The 18,246-nt window shown below is 51.4% G+C and carries 19 protein-coding genes; 9 read left to right on the forward strand and 10 right to left on the reverse strand.

Going from position 1 to position 18,246, the window contains the following annotated elements; genetic code table 11:
* Positions 1-7: 7 nt before the first annotated feature.
* The 7 genes from potH to ACLD11_RS09475 all read left to right on the forward strand — a co-directional run bounded on the left by potH (position 8) and on the right by ACLD11_RS09475 (position 6,996).
* Positions 8-961 (forward strand): putrescine ABC transporter permease PotH, encoded by a 954-nt coding sequence (potH, locus tag ACLD11_RS09445; RefSeq protein WP_000105453.1) that lies wholly within the window; start codon positions 8-10, stop codon positions 959-961.
* Complete coding sequence (gene potI, locus ACLD11_RS09450; RefSeq protein WP_001061621.1) at positions 958-1,803, forward strand: putrescine ABC transporter permease PotI; 846 nt, start codon at positions 958-960, stop codon at positions 1,801-1,803. The genes potH and potI overlap by 4 nt, the downstream gene beginning before the upstream one ends.
* 73 nt (positions 1,804-1,876) lie before the next feature.
* Positions 1,877-2,350 (forward strand): YbjO family protein, encoded by a 474-nt coding sequence (locus tag ACLD11_RS09455; protein ID WP_000505788.1) that lies wholly within the window; start codon positions 1,877-1,879, stop codon positions 2,348-2,350.
* A 42-nt stretch (positions 2,351-2,392) separates the two neighbouring features.
* Entirely contained in the window at positions 2,393-3,523 is a 1,131-nt protein-coding gene (gene rlmC / locus ACLD11_RS09460) for a 23S rRNA (uracil(747)-C(5))-methyltransferase RlmC (protein WP_411014826.1), read from the forward strand.
* A 282-nt stretch (positions 3,524-3,805) separates the two neighbouring features.
* Positions 3,806-5,149, forward strand: coding sequence for a PTS sugar transporter subunit IIC (locus ACLD11_RS09465; protein ID WP_411014827.1), 1,344 nt, complete (start codon positions 3,806-3,808; stop codon positions 5,147-5,149).
* A gap of 29 nt (positions 5,150-5,178) precedes the next feature.
* Entirely contained in the window at positions 5,179-5,499 is a 321-nt protein-coding gene (locus tag ACLD11_RS09470; protein WP_411014828.1) for a PTS sugar transporter subunit IIB, read from the forward strand.
* A 9-nt stretch (positions 5,500-5,508) separates the two neighbouring features.
* Positions 5,509-6,996 (forward strand): sulfatase, encoded by a 1,488-nt coding sequence (locus ACLD11_RS09475; protein ID WP_411014829.1) that lies wholly within the window; start codon positions 5,509-5,511, stop codon positions 6,994-6,996.
* Between the two features lie 85 nt (positions 6,997-7,081).
* Here ACLD11_RS09475 and ACLD11_RS09480 read toward each other — a convergent pair whose 3' ends face one another.
* The 7 genes from ACLD11_RS09480 to ACLD11_RS09510 form a co-directional block, all read right to left on the reverse strand.
* Entirely contained in the window at positions 7,082-8,494 is a 1,413-nt protein-coding gene (locus tag ACLD11_RS09480; RefSeq protein WP_183058622.1) for an aryl-sulfate sulfotransferase, read from the reverse strand.
* Positions 8,495-8,817: 323 nt separating this feature from the next.
* Positions 8,818-9,549, reverse strand: a complete 732-nt coding sequence (gene artJ, locus ACLD11_RS09485) for an ABC transporter substrate-binding protein ArtJ (RefSeq protein WP_411014830.1) — start codon at positions 9,547-9,549, stop codon at positions 8,818-8,820.
* A 236-nt stretch (positions 9,550-9,785) separates the two neighbouring features.
* Entirely contained in the window at positions 9,786-10,454 is a 669-nt protein-coding gene (gene artM, locus ACLD11_RS09490; protein WP_000895396.1) for an arginine ABC transporter permease ArtM, read from the reverse strand.
* Positions 10,454-11,170 carry an arginine ABC transporter permease ArtQ gene (gene artQ, locus ACLD11_RS09495; protein ID WP_001001675.1) on the reverse strand — a complete coding sequence of 239 codons (717 nt, stop codon included), beginning with the start codon at positions 11,168-11,170 and terminating at the stop codon, positions 10,454-10,456. Before artQ ends, artM begins: the two co-directional genes overlap by 1 nt.
* Positions 11,171-11,176: 6 nt before the next feature.
* The gene (gene artI, locus ACLD11_RS09500; RefSeq protein WP_411010898.1) at positions 11,177-11,908 is read right to left on the reverse strand and encodes an arginine ABC transporter substrate-binding protein ArtI; all 732 of its coding nucleotides are present in this window, start codon (positions 11,906-11,908) and stop codon (positions 11,177-11,179) included.
* Positions 11,909-11,925: 17 nt separating this feature from the next.
* On the reverse strand, positions 11,926-12,654 hold the full coding sequence (gene artP, locus ACLD11_RS09505) for an arginine ABC transporter ATP-binding protein ArtP (protein ID WP_000027186.1): 729 nt from the start codon (positions 12,652-12,654) through the stop codon (positions 11,926-11,928).
* 228 nt (positions 12,655-12,882) lie between these two features.
* Positions 12,883-13,398 carry a lipoprotein gene (locus ACLD11_RS09510; protein WP_001270724.1) on the reverse strand — a complete coding sequence of 172 codons (516 nt, stop codon included), beginning with the start codon at positions 13,396-13,398 and terminating at the stop codon, positions 12,883-12,885.
* Between the two features lie 127 nt (positions 13,399-13,525).
* Here ACLD11_RS09510 and ACLD11_RS09515 point away from each other — a divergent pair, with 127 nt between their 5' ends.
* On the forward strand, positions 13,526-13,849 hold the full coding sequence (locus ACLD11_RS09515; protein ID WP_001160725.1) for a heavy metal-binding domain-containing protein: 324 nt from the start codon (positions 13,526-13,528) through the stop codon (positions 13,847-13,849).
* Complete coding sequence (locus tag ACLD11_RS09520; RefSeq protein WP_001202293.1) at positions 13,846-14,676, forward strand: N-acetylmuramoyl-L-alanine amidase; 831 nt, start codon at positions 13,846-13,848, stop codon at positions 14,674-14,676. Before ACLD11_RS09515 ends, ACLD11_RS09520 begins: the two co-directional genes overlap by 4 nt.
* On the opposite strand, the gene ACLD11_RS09525 is transcribed toward ACLD11_RS09520, so the two are convergent.
* The 3 genes from ACLD11_RS09525 to ltaE all read right to left on the reverse strand — a co-directional run bounded on the left by ACLD11_RS09525 (position 14,673) and on the right by ltaE (position 18,227).
* Positions 14,673-15,686, reverse strand: coding sequence for an NAD-dependent epimerase/dehydratase family protein (locus ACLD11_RS09525; RefSeq protein WP_000866904.1), 1,014 nt, complete (start codon positions 15,684-15,686; stop codon positions 14,673-14,675). The genes ACLD11_RS09520 and ACLD11_RS09525 overlap by 4 nt on opposite strands.
* A 95-nt stretch (positions 15,687-15,781) precedes the next feature.
* A complete protein-coding gene (locus ACLD11_RS09530) occupies positions 15,782-17,215 on the reverse strand; it encodes a DUF2867 domain-containing protein (protein WP_411014831.1) in 1,434 nt (477 codons plus the stop codon).
* Positions 17,216-17,225: 10 nt separating this feature from the next.
* Entirely contained in the window at positions 17,226-18,227 is a 1,002-nt protein-coding gene (gene ltaE, locus ACLD11_RS09535; protein ID WP_411010900.1) for a low-specificity L-threonine aldolase, read from the reverse strand.
* Positions 18,228-18,246: the final 19 nt, after the last annotated feature.

The raw sequence follows: 18,246 nt of genomic DNA on the forward strand, positions 1-18,246 counted from the left end.
GGGAAACATGAGCACACTTGAACCTCCGGCACGCATCAGTAAACCTGGCGGCGCGGCGCTATGGTTGGCGCGAATGCAAATGAAACATGGGCGTAAGCTGGTTATTGCTTTGCCTTATATCTGGCTCATTCTACTGTTTTTACTACCGTTTCTTATCGTCTTTAAGATAAGCCTGGCGGAAATGGCGCGGGCGATCCCGCCGTATACCGATCTGCTGGAATGGGCTGACGGTCAGTTGTCGATTACGCTCAATCTCGGTAATTTTTTGCAACTGACCGACGATCCGCTCTATTTCGAAGCCTATCTGCAATCGTTACAAATTGCCGGTATTTCCACGATCTGCTGCCTGCTGTTGGGCTACCCGCTGGCGTGGGCGGTGGCGCACAGCAAGCCCTCCACGCGCAATATCCTGCTGCTGTTGGTGATTCTGCCCTCGTGGACGTCTTTTTTAATACGCGTCTATGCCTGGATGGGTATTTTGAAAAACAACGGCGTGCTGAACAATGTGTTGCTGTGGCTCGGGGTTATCGATCAGCCGTTGACGATCCTGCACACTAACCTGGCCGTCTATATCGGCATTGTTTATGCGTATCTGCCGTTTATGGTTCTGCCCATTTATACCGCATTGACGCGTATTGATTATTCGCTGGTGGAAGCGTCGCTGGATCTCGGCGCCCGACCGCTGAAAACGTTTTTTAGCATCATTGTCCCGCTCACCAAAGGCGGAATCATCGCTGGCTCAATGCTGGTTTTTATCCCGGCGGTGGGCGAGTTCGTGATCCCGGAACTGCTTGGCGGGCCGGACAGTATCATGATTGGTCGCGTCCTGTGGCAGGAGTTTTTCAATAACCGCGACTGGCCGGTGGCTTCTGCGGTCGCCATTATTATGTTGCTGCTGCTGATCGTGCCGATCATGTGGTTCCATAAACATCAGCAAAAAAGTGTGGGGGAGCACGGATGAATAACTTACCGGTCGTTCGCTCGCCCTGGCGCATTCTGATTCTGGTGCTGGGGTTTACTTTTCTCTATGCGCCGATGTTAATGTTGGTGATTTACTCGTTTAACAGTTCGAAGCTGGTGACGGTGTGGGCGGGATGGTCGACGCGCTGGTATGGCGAGCTCTTTCGGGATTCCGCCATGATGAGCGCAGTGGGACTAAGCCTGACAATTGCCGCCTGCGCGGCGACGATGGCGGTGGTGCTCGGTACTATCGCCGCGGTGGTGATGGTGCGATTTGGACGATTTCGCGGCGCAAATGGCTTTGCGTTTATGATCACCGCGCCGCTGGTGATGCCGGATGTGATTACCGGGCTGTCGCTGCTGCTACTGTTTGTCGCGCTCGGTCATGCTATCGGCTGGCCCTCCGATCGCGGGATGCTGACCATCTGGTTGGCGCACGTCACTTTCTGTACCGCCTACGTGGCAGTGGTGATCGCTTCGCGATTACGCGAACTGGATCGTTCGATTGAAGAGGCGGCGATGGATCTTGGCGCGGCGCCGTTAAAGGTCTTTTTTGTCATTACATTACCGATGATCATGCCAGCGGTGATCTCGGGCTGGCTGTTGGCCTTTACGCTTTCCCTTGACGATCTGGTGATTGCCAGCTTTGTTTCCGGTCCCGGCGCCACCACGCTACCGATGCTGGTTTTCTCCAGCGTGCGCATGGGCGTGAACCCGGAAATCAACGCGCTGGCGACGTTAATCCTCGGCGTGGTAGGAATCGTCGGATTTATTGCCTGGTACCTGATGGCGCGAGCGGAAAAACAGCGGATTCGCGATATCCAGCGTGCAAGACGCGGCTGAAGCCACTAAAATCTTCCACTATGGCAATGCGTTGCCGCGCGGGTCGCGGCATCATTTTCAGGGAAGACATTCATTGGGATTTATAAAGCAATCAACCTCATCACATGCCCGTTTAAATGTGCCTACGCTGGTGCAGGTTGCGGCTATGGCGATTATTTTGATTCGCGGTCTCGATGTGCTGATGATTATGAATACCCTCGGCATACGCGGGATGGGCGAGTTTATTCATCGCAGCGTGCAGACGTGGAGCTTAACCCTGGTCTTTCTGGCCAGCTTAGTGCTGGTCTTTGTTGAAATTTATTGTGCGTTTTCGCTGGTGAAAGGCCGTAGCTGGGCGCGCTGGGTGTACCTGGCGACACAAATTATTGTGAGCGGATATCTGTGGGCGGCGTCGTTAGGCTACGGGTATCCGGAGTTGTTTAGCATCGCGGGAGAATCGAAGCGTGATATCCTGCATTCCCTGGTCATGCAAAAACTCCCCGATCTTTTAATTCTGTTTCTGCTGTTTATTCCCGCTCCCAGCCGTCGGTTCTTCCGGCTGCAATAATGTGTATAATCGTCGCCCCGGATAATATGAAGGTTTTTTGGTATGCAGTGCGCACTCTATGACGCGGGTCGCTGCCGTTCCTGTCAATGGATTACGCAGTCGATTAACGAACAACTTTCCGCAAAAACAGCCGATTTACATCGTTTGCTGGCCGGTCTGCCTGTTGAACAGTGGTGCGGGCCGATTGGCGGCCCGGAGCAGCGTTTCCGCAACAAAGCGAAAATGGTCGTGAGCGGTAGTGTAGAAAAACCGCTCTTCGGGATGCTGCATCGCGACGGTACGCCGGTCGATCTTTGCTGCTGCCCGCTGTATCCCGCCTCCTTTGCCCCCGTATTCAGCGCGCTAAAACCGTTTATTGCCCGTGCCGGACTCACGCCTTATAACGTAGCGCGAAAACGCGGCGAACTGAAATACCTGTTGCTGACGGAAAGTCAGTTCGATGGCGGCATGATGCTACGCTTCGTGTTGCGTTCAGAAACCAAACTTATGCAACTGCGCGCGGCGTTACCGTGGCTGCGCGCGCAACTGCCGCAGCTCAGAGTGATCACCGCAAATATCCAGCCGGTACATATGGCGATTATGGAAGGGGAGACGGAAATCTACCTGACGGATCAGCAGGCGCTGGCGGAACGTTTTAACGATGTGCCGCTGTGGATTCGTCCGCAAAGTTTCTTTCAGACCAACCCTACGGTCGCCAGCCGATTATATGCGACGGCACGCGACTGGGTAGGGCAACTGCCGGTACGCCATATGTGGGATCTTTTTTGCGGAGTGGGCGGATTCGGTCTGCACTGCGCGACGCCGCAGATGCAATTAACCGGTATTGAGATCGCGCCGGAGGCGATTGCCTGCGCGAAGCAATCCGCCGCTGAGTTGGGATTAACCCGCCTTCATTTCCAGGCGCTGGATTCCACCCAATTCGCCACCGCCCAAGGCGAAACGCCCGATCTGGTGTTGGTGAATCCTCCCCGCCGCGGCATTGGCAAGCCGTTGTGCGATTACCTTGCACAAATGGCGCCGCGTTTTATTATTTATTCAAGCTGTAACGCGCAGACGATGGCGCAGGATATTCGCCATCTGCCGAACTACCGTATTCAACGTGTTCAGCTTTTCGATATGTTCCCGCATACCGCGCATTATGAGGTTTTAGTGTTACTGCGCAGGTCAGTATAATATATTCACAATATTTATTTTTATCACCAAATTATTCCATAAAAATAATAAATACAATCAATTGATTATTAAATTCAATTGATTGTATTTATATATTTCCCTATTTTTGCAAATCAAATCACAAATAATCACTTTAAATCTTTTAATGACTACTTTTGATTATTACAGTGCGTGTAAGGCAAAATTAGACAAGGTGGTTTATCGGGTAACTTTCAATAGCATCAGCGAAGCAATACGTAACGTCAGTAAAGGGGTCAATCATGACAACGAATAGGCACGCTTATGGAGGGCGTTCAGACGATGTTTGCCAAATTTATAGATGTTATTCAAACGTTTTTAACTGAACCGGCAATATTAATTGGGATATTAGTCGGTGTTGGCTATGCGCTGGATAAAAAGACGCCTATAAAAATTATCACCGGTATGATCAGCGCGATGGTCGGTTTGATGATGGTGTTATTTGGCGGCTTTCAATTTTCAGCCACTTTTAAACCGGTTGCAGAGGCAGTCAGCAAGGCTTATGGCGTGCATGGATACTTAATGGATTCATATGCCATGAAAGCCGCGACGCAAATAGCGCTGGGCGATAATTTCGGCTATGTAGGATACGTTTTTGTACTGGCGTTTTTTACTAACCTGATATTAGTTTTATTTGGTCGTTATACCGGCGCAAAAGGTATATTTCTTACCGGCAATACCGGGGTCTCTCATTCACAGGCAGTACTGTGGTTAATCGTCTTCTGGCTGGGGTTCGGTTGGGTACAATCCATTGTGATTGCCGGGGTATTGACCGGGGTCTTTTGGGCGTTTTCAACTACGCTTATTGTTAAACCCATCGCCAGAGTGACCAATAACGCCGGTTTTACCATTGCGCATAACCAGATGCTGGGACTGTGGTTTTTCTCGAAATTCGCGCATAAATTCGGCGATCCGGAAAAGCATGACGCCGAAAACCTGAAACTTCCCGGTTGGTTAGCCATTTTTAACCACAACGTGACGGCAATCGCCATTGTGATGACGCTCTTCGTTGGCGGTTTTCTATTGGCTACAGGGATCGATAACGTACAGTTAATGGCGAAAGGCAAACCCTGGTATATCTATATCATCAATCTGGGCCTGCAATTCTCTATGTATATGGTCATCTTGCTGCAGGGCGTGCGGATGATGGTTGGTGAAATTAACGGTTCGTTTAAAGGATGGCAGGATCGCTTTATTCCTAACGCTATACCGGCTGTGGATGTTGCTGCTTTATTACCTTTTTCGCCGAACGCGGCCACGCTGGGATTCGTCTTTTGTACCTTCGGCACGATTTTTTCCATGGGCATTCTGCTGCTCATCCATAGCCCTATTATGGTATTGCCTGGTTTTGTTCCGCTCTTCTTTTCCGGCGGTCCCATCGGCGTATTAGCCAACCGAATGGGGGGATATCGTTCCGTTATTATTTGTACTTTCCTGTTAGGGATTATTCAGACTTTCGGTACGGTATGGGCCATTCCTTTAACCGGGCTGGCAAAAGAAGGCGTGGGCTGGACGGGAATATTTGACTGGGCGACTCTGTGGCCTGCGATTTGTGAATTACTGAAATTTATTGCTTCAACGTTCCATCTTGGTCCTTATTCCATTTAATTGATTCGGTTTATATAAAGGATTTTATTATGAAAAATTCTGTAAATATTCTATTCGTATGCGGTTATGGTGTAGGCAGTAGCGTAATGTTACAAACTGTTGTTAAAAAAGCGTTAGCAAAATATGACTTCTCTTTTGATATGGAGCATACGGCAGCGGGAGAGGTCGGTGGATTTACCGACTGGGCAGATATTTATGCGATTTCGAAAAAATTGCTTGATGTCGTTAGCCTCGATCCTAAACACGGACAATATCTCATTCCCATTGAAAATATCATGGATGGCGAGTCAATAGGTAAACAGATTTACGATGTGGTAGAGAAAAATTTTCCGCACCTGCTCAACAAATGAGGGTGAGTCATGAAAGCGATTATTCTGCTGTTTGACAGTCTGAATAAAAACTATTTGCCGCCCTATGGCGATTTGCTAACGAAAGCGCCTAATTTTCAACGCCTGGCGGCACATGCCGCCACCTTTGACAATAGTTATGTCGGCAGTATGCCCTGTATGCCAGCCCGTCGGGAACTGCACACCGGGCGCTATAATTTCCTGCATCGTGAGTGGGGCCCGCTGGAACCCTTTGATGATTCCATGCCGGAATTATTGAAAAAAGCGGGGATCTACACCCATCTTATCAGCGATCATCTGCATTACTGGGAAGACGGCGGCGGTAACTACCATAACCGCTATAGCTCCTGGGACGTAGTACGCGGTCAGGAGGGCGATCACTGGAAGGCGAGCGTTGGCGAGCCGCCCATTCCGGAAGTACTGCGCGTTCCACAAAAACAAACCGGAGGCGGCGTTTCCGGGCTATGGCGTCACGACTGGGCGAACCGCGAATACATCCAGCAGGAAGCTGATTTTCCCCAGACGAAAGTTTTTGATGCCGGGTGCGATTTTATCCATAAAAATCATGCCGAAGATAACTGGTTATTGCAGGTTGAGACGTTTGATCCGCATGAACCGTTTTATACCACCGAGGAATATTTATCACTCTATGACGATGAGTGGCAAGGCCCGCACTATGACTGGCCGCGCGGCAAAGTCAGTGAAAGCGAGGAGGCGATAGCGCATATTCGCTGTCGTTATCGGGCCCTGGTTTCTATGTGCGACCGCAATCTGGGACGTATCCTTGATCTGATGGATGAACACGATCTCTGGCGCGATACGATGCTGATTGTCGGTACCGATCACGGCTTCTTGCTGGGGGAGCACGGTTGGTGGGCTAAAAATCAGATGCCCTATTATAACGAGGTGGCGAATAACCCGCTGTTTATCTGGGACCCGCGCAGCGCGGTATGCGGAGCGCGACGGCAGTCGCTGGTGCAGATGATTGACTGGGCGCCAACGCTACTGGACTATTTTCAGCAACCTATTCCTGCAGATATGCAGGGTAAGCCGCTGGCGAAAGTCATTGCCAGTGATGAACCCGTCAGGGAAGGCGCGCTGTTTGGCGTGTTTAGCGGACACGTCAATGTTACCGACGGACGCTATGTTTATATGCGGGCCGCGCAGCCGGGGCGTGAGCATGACATTGCGAACTACACGTTAATGCCGATCAAGATGAATGCGCGTTATGACGTGGATGAACTGGGAAAATTATCTCTGGCACCTCCGTTTAACTTTACTAAAGGGCTTCAGGTATTACGTATTCCGGCCAGGGAAAAATATAAAGGTGTGAATAGCTTTGGTCATCTCTTGTTTGATCTCAGAGACGATCCGCAGCAGCAACATCCTATTCATGATGAGGCCATCGAAGCAAGGATGATCAACTTACTTATCCGTTTGATGAAAGAAAATGATGCTCCGGCGGAGCAGTATCGCCGTCTGGGTCTGGATGTTATCTAAAAACGTAACAATGTTGTAAGCCGGGTACGCGTCAGCGTCACCCGGCAAGTATTAGTCCGAATCGCCTGTTGATGCAGGCGATTTTTTAAATAAGGGAACGTAGTTCATCATAGCTAAAAATTCGGCCACGATAGCCAAGACCGGTATCAATAGCAAAAATTGACACTCCAGTAGTATTGTCAGTATCGAAAACGAAAAATGATTGTTCAGCGCCAAAATAAACGCAGTAATTCTCTCCCGTTTCAAAGACAGAAGATGTGAGCTCACTGCGCTGTCCGGGGAAGGTAAACTGATCTAATCGCTGAGCCGTTTTTTCATTCAGATCAACGGCAAAAATGGTCGGAAGTGAATCAAGTTCAGCCGCCGTATAGGCTACGGGTTCGGACTCAATGACACGGACCAGCTCATTACCATTTTCATCCGCACATGAATTATTATTGAACATAGAGATGACAAATTTATTTTCCCCCTGATAAGCAGCATATTTGTCATTGTTGGTAATAAATACCGCATGTTCGCCATTAGGATATTTGAAATTATCAGGGTTTTTTACGCTTAAATTGATGTCGGCATTTAATGTCGGAAATTCCGGATTATCAATAATCCATTCGAGATCGCCAGTCTCAATATTTAAGCCAATAATGGTACAGGTTGAACGTGAATTAACCATCAGTTGATTGGTTTGAGGGATGTACTCCAGACTATTAAAATGTACGTCATTGGTATCAGTATTATCAAGTACGGTAGCATGCATGAACTCGTTCGAGTAATCGCGTTGCCAGAGCAGTTCTCCACTTGCAATAGCATATTTATAGATAATGCATTCCAGTTTTTGGCTGTCAGACCAGTTGTCTAACACTGAGCCCAGAACATAGAGATTACCGTTATGATCAGTCGTGATATCGTGGTGAAAGCCAAAACCCTCTGGCGCCGTAAGCGTTTGAATCACTTTACCGATAAGATTAAAATTATAAAGATGAGGCGCAAAGGCATGTTTTTCAGGATCGTAGGTTTCGCTGGCAAGCGCAGACCAAAGCGAATTATCAATAATTTTTAGGTTACCGTACATCCACGGATATAGTCCAGTAATACGCAGATCGCCGTTAATATCATACCCATTCCATTCACTTGTCACAAACCATCCTTGCCCTAAGGTATTATCGGCCAGCGTTTGATCAAGAATATTAATAGTCAGATTTAGAGGTGTATCGCCATAATCTTGCTCCTGGGTCGATATTTCTAGCGTAAAACTTTCGGTGTTACCGGAAAGCGAGCGCGTGGTAATGTCGACGTGATTTAGATAATTCGCATAAAGTCCAACAATGCTTATTTCCTGACTCTCGGTATAATCTGAGGCTGACCAGTTAAAATCGGCAGCGCTGGTCTTCCCTCTGACAATATAGCTGACTATTACTGGTTCAGTCGTCTGAAAGCTGACGAGCGCACATAATTTATTGTGATTATAGGGATTAATAATAACGTTAATATCACTGTTCATAATAGATCCTCTGGTAAGTAAGAGCCTATCCCAGCAGGCGTTATTGGCGCAGCCAGTTTGGACCCGGACAGCGCGCAAAAACCGGAGCGTACACGTAGTACGTGAGGATTTTGAGCACTGCCCATGACCACAATGGCAAGTAAAATAGCCCTAATGGGATAGGCTCTAAGTTATGTCTTTCGGACCTATTATTGACCCAGAAGATAGTGTGGCGAAGTCATTTGAAATAAAAAGAGATAAACCAGAAGATATAAAATATAAATAATTAAATGATAAAAATTTATAACCCACCAATAGGGTGGGTTGTTAGAATAACATATGTCTTACTGCGGGAACCACTGGTCGCTGATTTTCTGATAAGTGCCGTTCGCTTTAATGGCGGCCAGCGCATTATTCAGTTTTTCCAGCAACGCCTTATTGTCCGGGCGCACCGCGATGCCAAGTCCGGTACCGAAGTATTGCGGATCGGTCACTTTCTCTGTTGCCGGACCCAGTTGCGGATTCGTTTTCAGCCACTCATTGACCACTGCGGTATCGCCAAAGACACCATCAATACGGCCATTTTTCAGGTCGATAATCGCATTCTGATAGCTGTCGTAGGCCACGGTTTTGACCTCCGGATGTTTATCCTGGAGATATTTTTGATGCGTGGTGCCATTTTCCATACCGATACGCTTACCTTTTAGATCGGTAAAGGTTTTATAGGTGTCTTTTTTGGCAATCACCAGCGCAGAGTTCGCATAATAGGGATTGCTAAAGGCGACCTGTTTACTGCGCTCCGGGGTAATGTCCATTCCGGAAATGACGGCATCATATTTTCTGAATTTCAGCGCCGGGATAAGACTATCGAAAGCATGATTAGTAAAAGTACATTCTGCCTGCATTTGCTTGCATAATGCGGTTGCCAGATCGATATCGAAGCCCACAATTTTATTACTCGCATCCAGGGATTCAAACGGGGGATAGGTAGCGGAAACCCCGAAATTGATTTTTTCAGCGGCGATGCTGCCAGTGGCGAAAGAGGCGAGTAATGCGGCCAGAACTAACTTTTTCATGATGTCACTCCCGTAATCTTATGATTATGCGCCGTGTCTGCGGCATAGATTTACAATGCCATTGATTGAATTAATATGCAATAAAAATGATTAAATATTTTGAAATGGATAAAAAAAGACGGACAAGTTAACCACTTGTCCGTCGGATTTATTCAATATTATGCATCGTAGGCTTGATAAGCGCAGCGCCATCAGACCATTGTCGAACGGCGGCGAGAATGCCTTATCCTGCCTGGTTAATTGCGCCGCTCAAACGCCAGGGCTTTACGCTCAATCAAACGCATCATCAGCGTCAATAGACCGTTGACGACCAGGTAAATTACCCCTGCCGCGCCAAATACCACCACATCGTAGGTACGACCATAGAGCAACTGACTGTACCCCATGACTTCCATCAAGGTGATGGTATAAGCCAGTGAGGTACTTTTGAAGACCAGTACCACCTCATTAGAATAGGAGGAGAGGGCGCGTTTAAACGCATAGGGCAACAAAATCGCCAGCGTATCTTTCTTACTCATCCCCAGCGCGCCGCAGGACTGCCACTGACCTTCCGGAATCGCGCGAATCGCGCCATAAAATAGCTGCGTGGTGTAAGCGGCGCTGTTTAGCGACAACGCGATCAGTGCGCACAGCCACGGTTCAGACAGTAGATGCCAGAGTAGCGGATACTCTTGCAGTGTCGGGAATTGACCGGGTCCGTAGTAGATCAGGAAAATTTGCACCAACAACGGCGTACCGGTAAACAACGTGATATAGCCGCGCACCAGCCACACCACGAACGGCGTTTTTAGCGTCAGGATAATGGTAAAAACTAACGCCAGCACCAAAGCGACGGCAATAGAAGCCACGGTCAGCGTCAGGCTGGTGTGTAGCCCTTTTAGCAGTTCAGGTAAATACTCAAGCATTAGTCCGGCCTCCGCTCAAAACGTGTCGCGCGCAGGTCTATGCGTTTGAGAATGTACTGACTGATCAGCGTAATGACCAGGTAAATAGCCGCCGCAATAATGTACCAGTTAAACGGTTCCTGGGTGCGTGTGGCAATACTTTTGGTCTGCAACATCAGATCGTTAACGCTGATAAGGCTGACCAGAGCCGTATCTTTTAGCAACACCAGCCACTGATTACCCAGCCCTGGCAGAGCGTGACGCCACATCTGCGGCATCACCAGACGGAAAAAAATCGCCGTCTTTGATAATCCCAGTGCCTGACCCGACTCCCACTGACCAGACGGAACGGCTTTCAGCGCGCCGCGTAGCGTCTGCGACGCATAGGCCGCATACAGCAGGGACAACGCAATCACGCCGCACAGGAACGGGCTGACGTCAAAGTTCTCAATCTCCATTTGCACCGGGATCTGCGCAAAGCCGAGATGGAGGGTAAACCCGTCAGACAGCGTAAGCAGGAGTTGCGAGGAGCCGAAATAGATAAACAGCACCACCAGAATTTCCGGCAGGCCGCGCAAAATAGTGACCAGCGCGGAGCCTATCCAGGCAATCGGGCGCCATTTTACGGACTCCCAGACGGCAAAGAACATGGCTAACGCGAGGCCAATGATCAGCGCGCAGACGGCAAGGCCGACGGTCATCCCGGCGGCGCTTGCTAAAGGAAAAAATTCGTTCATCAAAGATTACTTCTGGAACCATTTGTTATAGATGGTCTCGTAAGTCCCATCTTTCTTCACTTTTTCCAGCGCAGTATTGAATTTCTGCTGCAGCTCGGTGTTGCCCTGACGTACCGCGATACCCAGGCCGGTGCCGAAATAATCTTTATCGGTGACTTTATCGCCGACCGGCGTCAGCTTAGGATTGGCTTTCAGCCATTCGGTCACGACCGCCGTGTCGCCGAAAACAGCGTCGATACGGCCATTTTGTAGATCCAGCTTCGCGTTCTGATAGCTGTCATACGGTACGGTGGTGATTTCCGGATGCTTATCCATGATGAATTTCTGGTGCGTCGTACCGTTCTGTACGCCGACTTTCTTGCCTTTCAGTTGATCGACGCTGGTGTATTTGCCCTGCTGACCCACGAACAGCGCGGAGTTGTCGTAATATGGCGTGGTAAACAGCACCTGCTTTTCACGTTCCGGCGTGATATCCATTCCTGCCATTACAGCGTCGAAGCGGCGGAATTTCAGGCTGGGGATCAGGCTGTCGAACGCCTGATTGGTAAAGGTACAGGAGGCGTCGATCTCTTTACATAGCGCGTTGGCCAGGTCGACGTCAAAGCCGACAATCTTGTTATTAGCATCCATCGATTCGAACGGCGGATAGGACGCTTCGGTCGCAAAACGAATGGTCTGGGCTGCTGTAGCGGAAAGGCTAAAGCCTGCAATTAGCGCGGCAATCAGAACTTTTTTCATTGTCATTGTCCCGAATCTTAGTGAGAGAGATAGTTTTTGAACGCTTCGGTCTGAGGGTGGGCAAAGCAACCCGCATCACCGTGCTCGACGATGTGACCATTTTCCATATAAATCACACGACTGGCGGTCTTACGCGCCACTTCGACTTCATGCGTAACGATCACCTGAGTAATGTTCGTTTCCGCCAGCTCATGAATAATGCTGACGATTTGAGCGGTAATTTCCGGGTCCAGCGCGGCGGTCGGTTCATCAAACAGCAGCACCTGCGGCTCCATCATTAGCGCGCGGGCAATCGCGACGCGCTGCTGCTGACCGCCGGAAAGGTGCAACGGATAACGATCGCTATAGGGCTTCAGACGTAAACGCTCCAGCAGCTTTTCTGCGCGCGCCAGCGCCTGATCTTTTGTCAGACCCAGTACGCGGCAGGGCGCTTCAATCAGATTCTGCACAACGGTGAGATGCGGCCAAAGATTATATTGCTGAAAGACCATTCCGACATTTTGACGTAGCTCACGAATCGCCTTATCGGACGGCGTTTTCGTAAAGTCAAAATGGTTCCCGGCGATAGTCAAAGTGCCGGAGCGCGGCATCTCAAGCAGATTGAGTACACGCAGCAGCGAACTTTTACCCGCCCCGCTTGGGCCAAGCAACACCAGCGTTTCGCCTTCGGGGCAATCCAGCGTGATATCGAACAGCGCCTGATGCGCGCCGTAAAAGCAATTAATGCCGTTTAATTGAATACTCATTGACACTCGTATACTGGCAGTCTGATAGCTATTGAAGCCGCAGATAGTACCTTTCGCAGAATAGTTATGCAATATTTATGCGTTAAAAGTTAAATATATCCCACATTCTTCCCTAAACATAGCACAAAATAGCAGGAGGAATAGTAGGTAAGAAGAATTGTCGGCATCCCGTGCAGAATGCCAGACAATTTACGGGGTTATGAGTGCAAAAGCGGGGAATACTGTCTGTTAACGGTTTTCTATCGACTGGCGCAGCGTACCGGCAGGGGCATGGACATCTCCGCCCAGATAGCGAACGTCGTCAATCACCCAGCATGAGCCTTCGTGAATCATAAGCACTTCATCCTGCCAGCTTTGATCGCCCTGTTTTAACGCCACCCGCAGAGGAATGTTGCGCGCATCTCGGTTCGGAATGGTTGATGCGCTGGCGACGTTGGCGCTATCCGGCAGCGTAGCGCGGCTGGAGAACAGATCGCCGCTCATCAACTGGCGGTGCTCCGTATCGCGGCTGGCGTCGGTCAACAATTTCGCCAGGTTATCACTCAAGTAGGGGCGAAGCGCGGCGATATCATTGCTGTGGTGTTGAATACGGTAGTCGTAAAATTGTTGAGCCACGCTGTCCGGGCCGCCTTCCACACACGCGCCGATACGCGGGCCATTATCTTTGTAGGCGGGAGTGACGGTCGTACAGGCGCTAAGCAGAAGCGCGCACGGGATGAGCAAAGAGAGTTTAGAATAGCGCATGATGATTTCCTTATAGGCGATCGAGCAAAAACCGATCTACGATAATCAATTATATCCTTTCAATGATAGCGTATCAGCTTGATAATGCGTTTGAGATCGTGTGCTTAGCTAACCCGGGAGATTCACTATGCAGTTTTCAACAACCCCAACGCTGGAAGGACAAAGCATCGTGGAGTATTGCGGTGTGGTGACGGGCGAAGCCATTTTAGGCGCTAATATCTTCCGCGATTTTTTCGCCGGCATTCGGGATATCGTCGGCGGACGTTCCGGCGCATATGAGAAAGAGCTGCGTAAAGCGCGTGAAATTGCTTTTCAGGAACTTGGCGAGCAGGCTAAAGCGTTGGGCGCCGATGCGGTGGTAGGCATCGATATTGATTACGAAACTGTCGGCAAGGATGGCAGTATGCTGATGGTCAGCGTCAGCGGAACGGCGGTGAAAACGCGCCGATGAGAGCGCTACTGTGGCTGGTGGGTCTCGCGTTGCTGTTAACAGGCTGCGCGAGCGAAAAAGGCATTATCGATAAAGAGGGATATCAGCTTGATACCCGACATCGGGCGCAGGCGGCCTATCCGCGCATTAAAGTCCTGGTGATTCACTATACGGCGGAAAACTTTGACGTTTCGCTGGCGACGTTAACGGGACGCAACGTCAGTTCGCATTACCTGATTCCCGCAACCCCGCCATTATATGGCGGTAAACCGCGCATCTGGCAACTGGTGCCGGAACAGGATCAGGCCTGGCATGCGGGCGTCAGTTTCTGGCGAGGTGCCACGCGTCTCAATGATACGTCTATTGGCATTGAGCTGGAAAATCGCGGCTGGCGAATGTCCGGCGGGGTGAAATCTTTCGCGCCGTTTGAATCCGCGCAAATTCAGGCATTGATTCCGTTAGCGAAGGACATTATCGCGCGCTATGACATCAAACCGCAGAATGTGGTGGCCCATGCGGATATCGCGCCGCAGCGTAAAGACGATCCCGGCCCGCGCTTCCCGTGGCGCGAGCTGGCGGCGCAGGGGATTGGCGCCTGGCCTGACGCCCAGCGTGTGGCGTTTTATCTGGCTGGACGCGCGCCGTATACGCCAGTCGATACCGCAACGGTGCTTGCGTTACTCTCGCGCTATGGTTATGAAGTCAAAGCCGATATGACGGCACGCGAGCAGCAGCGGGTGATTATGGCGTTCCAGATGCACTTCCGTCCGGCGCAATGGAACGGTATCGCAGATGCCGAAACGCAGGCGATTGCCGAAGCATTACTGGAGAAGTACGGCCAGGATTAACGCGGTAAATTTCCGTGATCGCGCAGCCAGGCGGCGGTGCGCTCAATGCCTTCGTCCAGCGTGACGATGGGCTGGTAGCCCAGCTCGTCCTGCGCGCGAGTCGTATCGAGCGTAAAATCAAAATTCAGTTTTGACACGCCGTAATGCGTTAGCGGGGGCTCTTTGGCGGATTTTTTGCCGAAGCGTTCCATACTGCGGGCGATCATATCCAGCATCGGGTAAGGCACAGAGCGAATGCGGCAGTCGATAGTCAGTTCATCAATTAACTTTTGTACGATGCTGCGTAAGGTGCGGTTTTCGCCGTTAGTGATGTTATAAGCGCGGCCAGAAGGCAGATGATCGCAGCCCGGCTGGCTGGCCAGCCACATGGCGTGGATCGCATTTTCATAGTAGGTCATATCGACCAGCGCGCTGCCCCCGTGCGGTAATAAGACGCTACCGTAATGGTGCATCATATGCGCCAGACGTGGGATAAATACTTTATCGTGCGGGCCAAACAGGCTTTGCGGACGTAACACCGTAAAACGTGTTTGCGGATTGGCCTGCGCCAGCAGATTAATCACCTCTTCGCCGGCGGCTTTACTGCGGGCGAACTCATTGGCAAACCGATGCGGACGGAAATCCTCTTTGATATCACGGTGATGGTGGTAATCAAAATAGAGTGAGGGAGAGGAGATATGAATAAAATTGCGCACGCCCCAGGCGACCGCCCATTCTCCCAGGCGGCGGGTGGCGCGAACATTCGCCAGATCGAAAGCTTGTTGGGTTCCCCAGGGCGAGGTAAAGCTGGAGCAGTGCCACAACGTGTCGATCCCGGCGAGCATCACTTTAGCCTGCGAGGAGACCAGTTCGGTTAAATCCGCATGGACGAATTCCGCGCCCATTTTTTCAAGCAGCTTGCCCATCGCTTCATTGCGACCCGTCGCTCTGACGCTGATGCCTTTATTGCGCAAAAATTCAACCGCGTTTCGACCTAAGCCGCTGGTGGCGCCGGTAACCAGTACCTTCATATCAATCCACTGTGTTTAATAAACCGTCGTGCGCATTCTTCCGTGAATTACATCGGTATGCAATGGGAAACACGAAAGAATACAGCAACTTTTTCTCATTTTTCTGTGATTTGTTCTGCAAGTCGGGCAATACGCCTTGCCATTCCCCGGAAAATAAACAGGTGCGCCGGGATCATCAGTAGCCAGTAAATCAGGCCCGGCATTCCGTGTGGATGCCACCAGGCGCGCACGTCAATTTCGCGGTAGCGGCCTTTATCGTGCAGCGTGAAGCTAAGCCGCCCCAGACCCGGCGCTTTCATGCCAAACAAGAGCGTGAGCTGTTTTTCTGGTTCGACAATAATCACTTTCCAGCTATCTACCGTATCGCCAGGTTTGAGCAAGGTATGCGACGGGCGGCCTTTCGCCAGTTTATGCCCCACCAGACGGTCCATCGCGGCGCGCGTCTGCCACAAAATATTGCCGAAAAAATAGCCCTCTTTGCCACCCAGCCGATTTACGACCTTCCATAGCGCCGATAGGCTGGCCGGTGTCTGCGCGGTAAAGCCCGCCTGCTTTGGAAAATAGCCGTATTCGGGACGCCAGCGGGCGAAGGCCAGCGCGTCGTAGCCCCAGTCGCTGGAGTTCACCAGTTTTTCTTCTTCTTTCAGCGTGCGGCGAACGGCGTCGTCAAAGGTGATAAGCGTTTGGGGGATCAACTTTTTTAACGCGGCGTCATCGGCCAGCAAATCGTGCCTTAACCCCTGGATTAACGCTTTTGCGGTAGTCGGCGGCACGGAGGTAATGACGTTTAAAAACCAGACCGAAATCCAGCGGGTCGGAAAAGGCACCGGGATCAGCGGACGCCGTTTACCGCTGACGGCCATAAAACGTTCAAACTGTTGCTGATAGCTTAATACCTGCGGCCCGGCAGCTTCCAGAATACGATGCTCGTGCGCAGGGTGGTCCAGCAAGCCGACCAGGTAGTAGAGTAAATTTTCCAGGGCGATGGGCGTGGTGCGCGAACGCACCCAGCGTGGCGGCGTGAGTATTGGCAGGTTGTAAACCATGTCGCGCATGACTTCGAAGGCGGCGGAGCCTGCACCGACGATGATCCCGGCGCGTAATTCCGTCACCGGTACGCCTGCGTCGCGCAGCGTGTCAGCCGTAAGCTGGCGGGCGCGCAGGTGATCGGATTGCTCATGTGCCGGCGCCTGCAATGAACTGAGGAAAATAAGTTGTTTAACCGGCGTCTGGCGCAGCGCGTCGCGCACGTTGAGCGCCGCCTGACGCTCATGGGCGATAAAATCGCCGCCTTCGCCCATGCCGTGTACCAGATAGTAAACGGTATCAATGTCGTGAAGCAGCGCGGGTAAATTTTCCGGCCAGTGCAGATCGACCTTATGACAACTGACGTTGGCGAGGCGCTGTTTTTCCAGACGTTCCACGCGCCGCGCCGCCGCCCGCACCTGATGCCCTTGCTGACTTAGCGCAAAGACCAGGTGCTGGCCGATATAGCCGCTGGCGCCGAGAACCAGAATGCGTTGCGCCACGTTGCTCTCCTTAGCGGGCTAAAAAGGCGCGCCAGTGGGCGACGACGTCGGCAAGCTGTTCGCGAGAGACATCCAGATGCGTCACCAGACGCACAATCGGCGCGGCGTTAATCAAGATATTCCGTTCCCGCAAATAGTCGCCAAGCGCGGCGGCCTGTGCTTCGCCAACGCGAACAAACAGCATATTCGTTTCGTGGCGCATGACCTCCGCGCCCGCTTCCCGAAGCTGCTGCGCCAGCCAGGCGGCGTTATCATGGTCCTCTTGCAGACGCGCCACGTTATGCTTCAGCGCATACAGTCCGGCCGCTGCCAGAATCCCGGCCTGACGCATTCCGCCGCCGACCATTTTACGCCAGCGCGTCGCGCGTTTAATGTAATCGCGGTTGCCGACCAGCAGCGAGCCGACCGGCGTTCCGAGACCTTTTGACAGGCAGATGGTAAAAGAGTCGCAATACTGCGTAATCTCTTTTAACTCACAGCCGTAGGCAACCACCGCGTTAAAAATTCGGGCGCCGTCAACGTGCAGCGCCAGTCCACGTTCGCGGGTAAATGTCCAGGCGTCTTTCAGATACGCGCGCGGCAGCACTTTCCCGTTATGCGTATTTTCCAGACTGAGCAAGCGCGTGCGCGCGAAGTGGATGTCATCCGCTTTAATCTTCGCCGCCACGTTCTCCAGCGGCAGCGTACCGTCCGCGGCGGCGTCGATGGGCTGCGGCTGAATGCTGCCGAGCACCGCAGCGCCGCCAGCTTCATAGAGATAATTATGCGCGCCCTGACCAACGATATACTCTTCGCCGCGTTCACAATGGCTAAGCAGCGCGACCAGATTGGCCTGGGTGCCGGTGGGTAAAAAAAGCGCCGCTTCTTTATCGGAAAGGTCGGCGGCGTAGCGCTGAAGGGCATTAACGGTAGGGTCATCGCCGTATACGTCGTCCCCGACCGGGGCGGTCATCATCGCCTCGAGCATGGCGCGGCCCGGTCGGGTAACGGTATCACTGCGTAAATCAATCATGGCACATCCCTGGATTTTA

Origin of the sequence: Salmonella sp. 741265116_PST (genome assembly GCF_046567715.1) — a bacterium.
Taxonomy (GTDB): Bacteria; Pseudomonadota; Gammaproteobacteria; order Enterobacterales; family Enterobacteriaceae; genus Salmonella; species Salmonella enterica.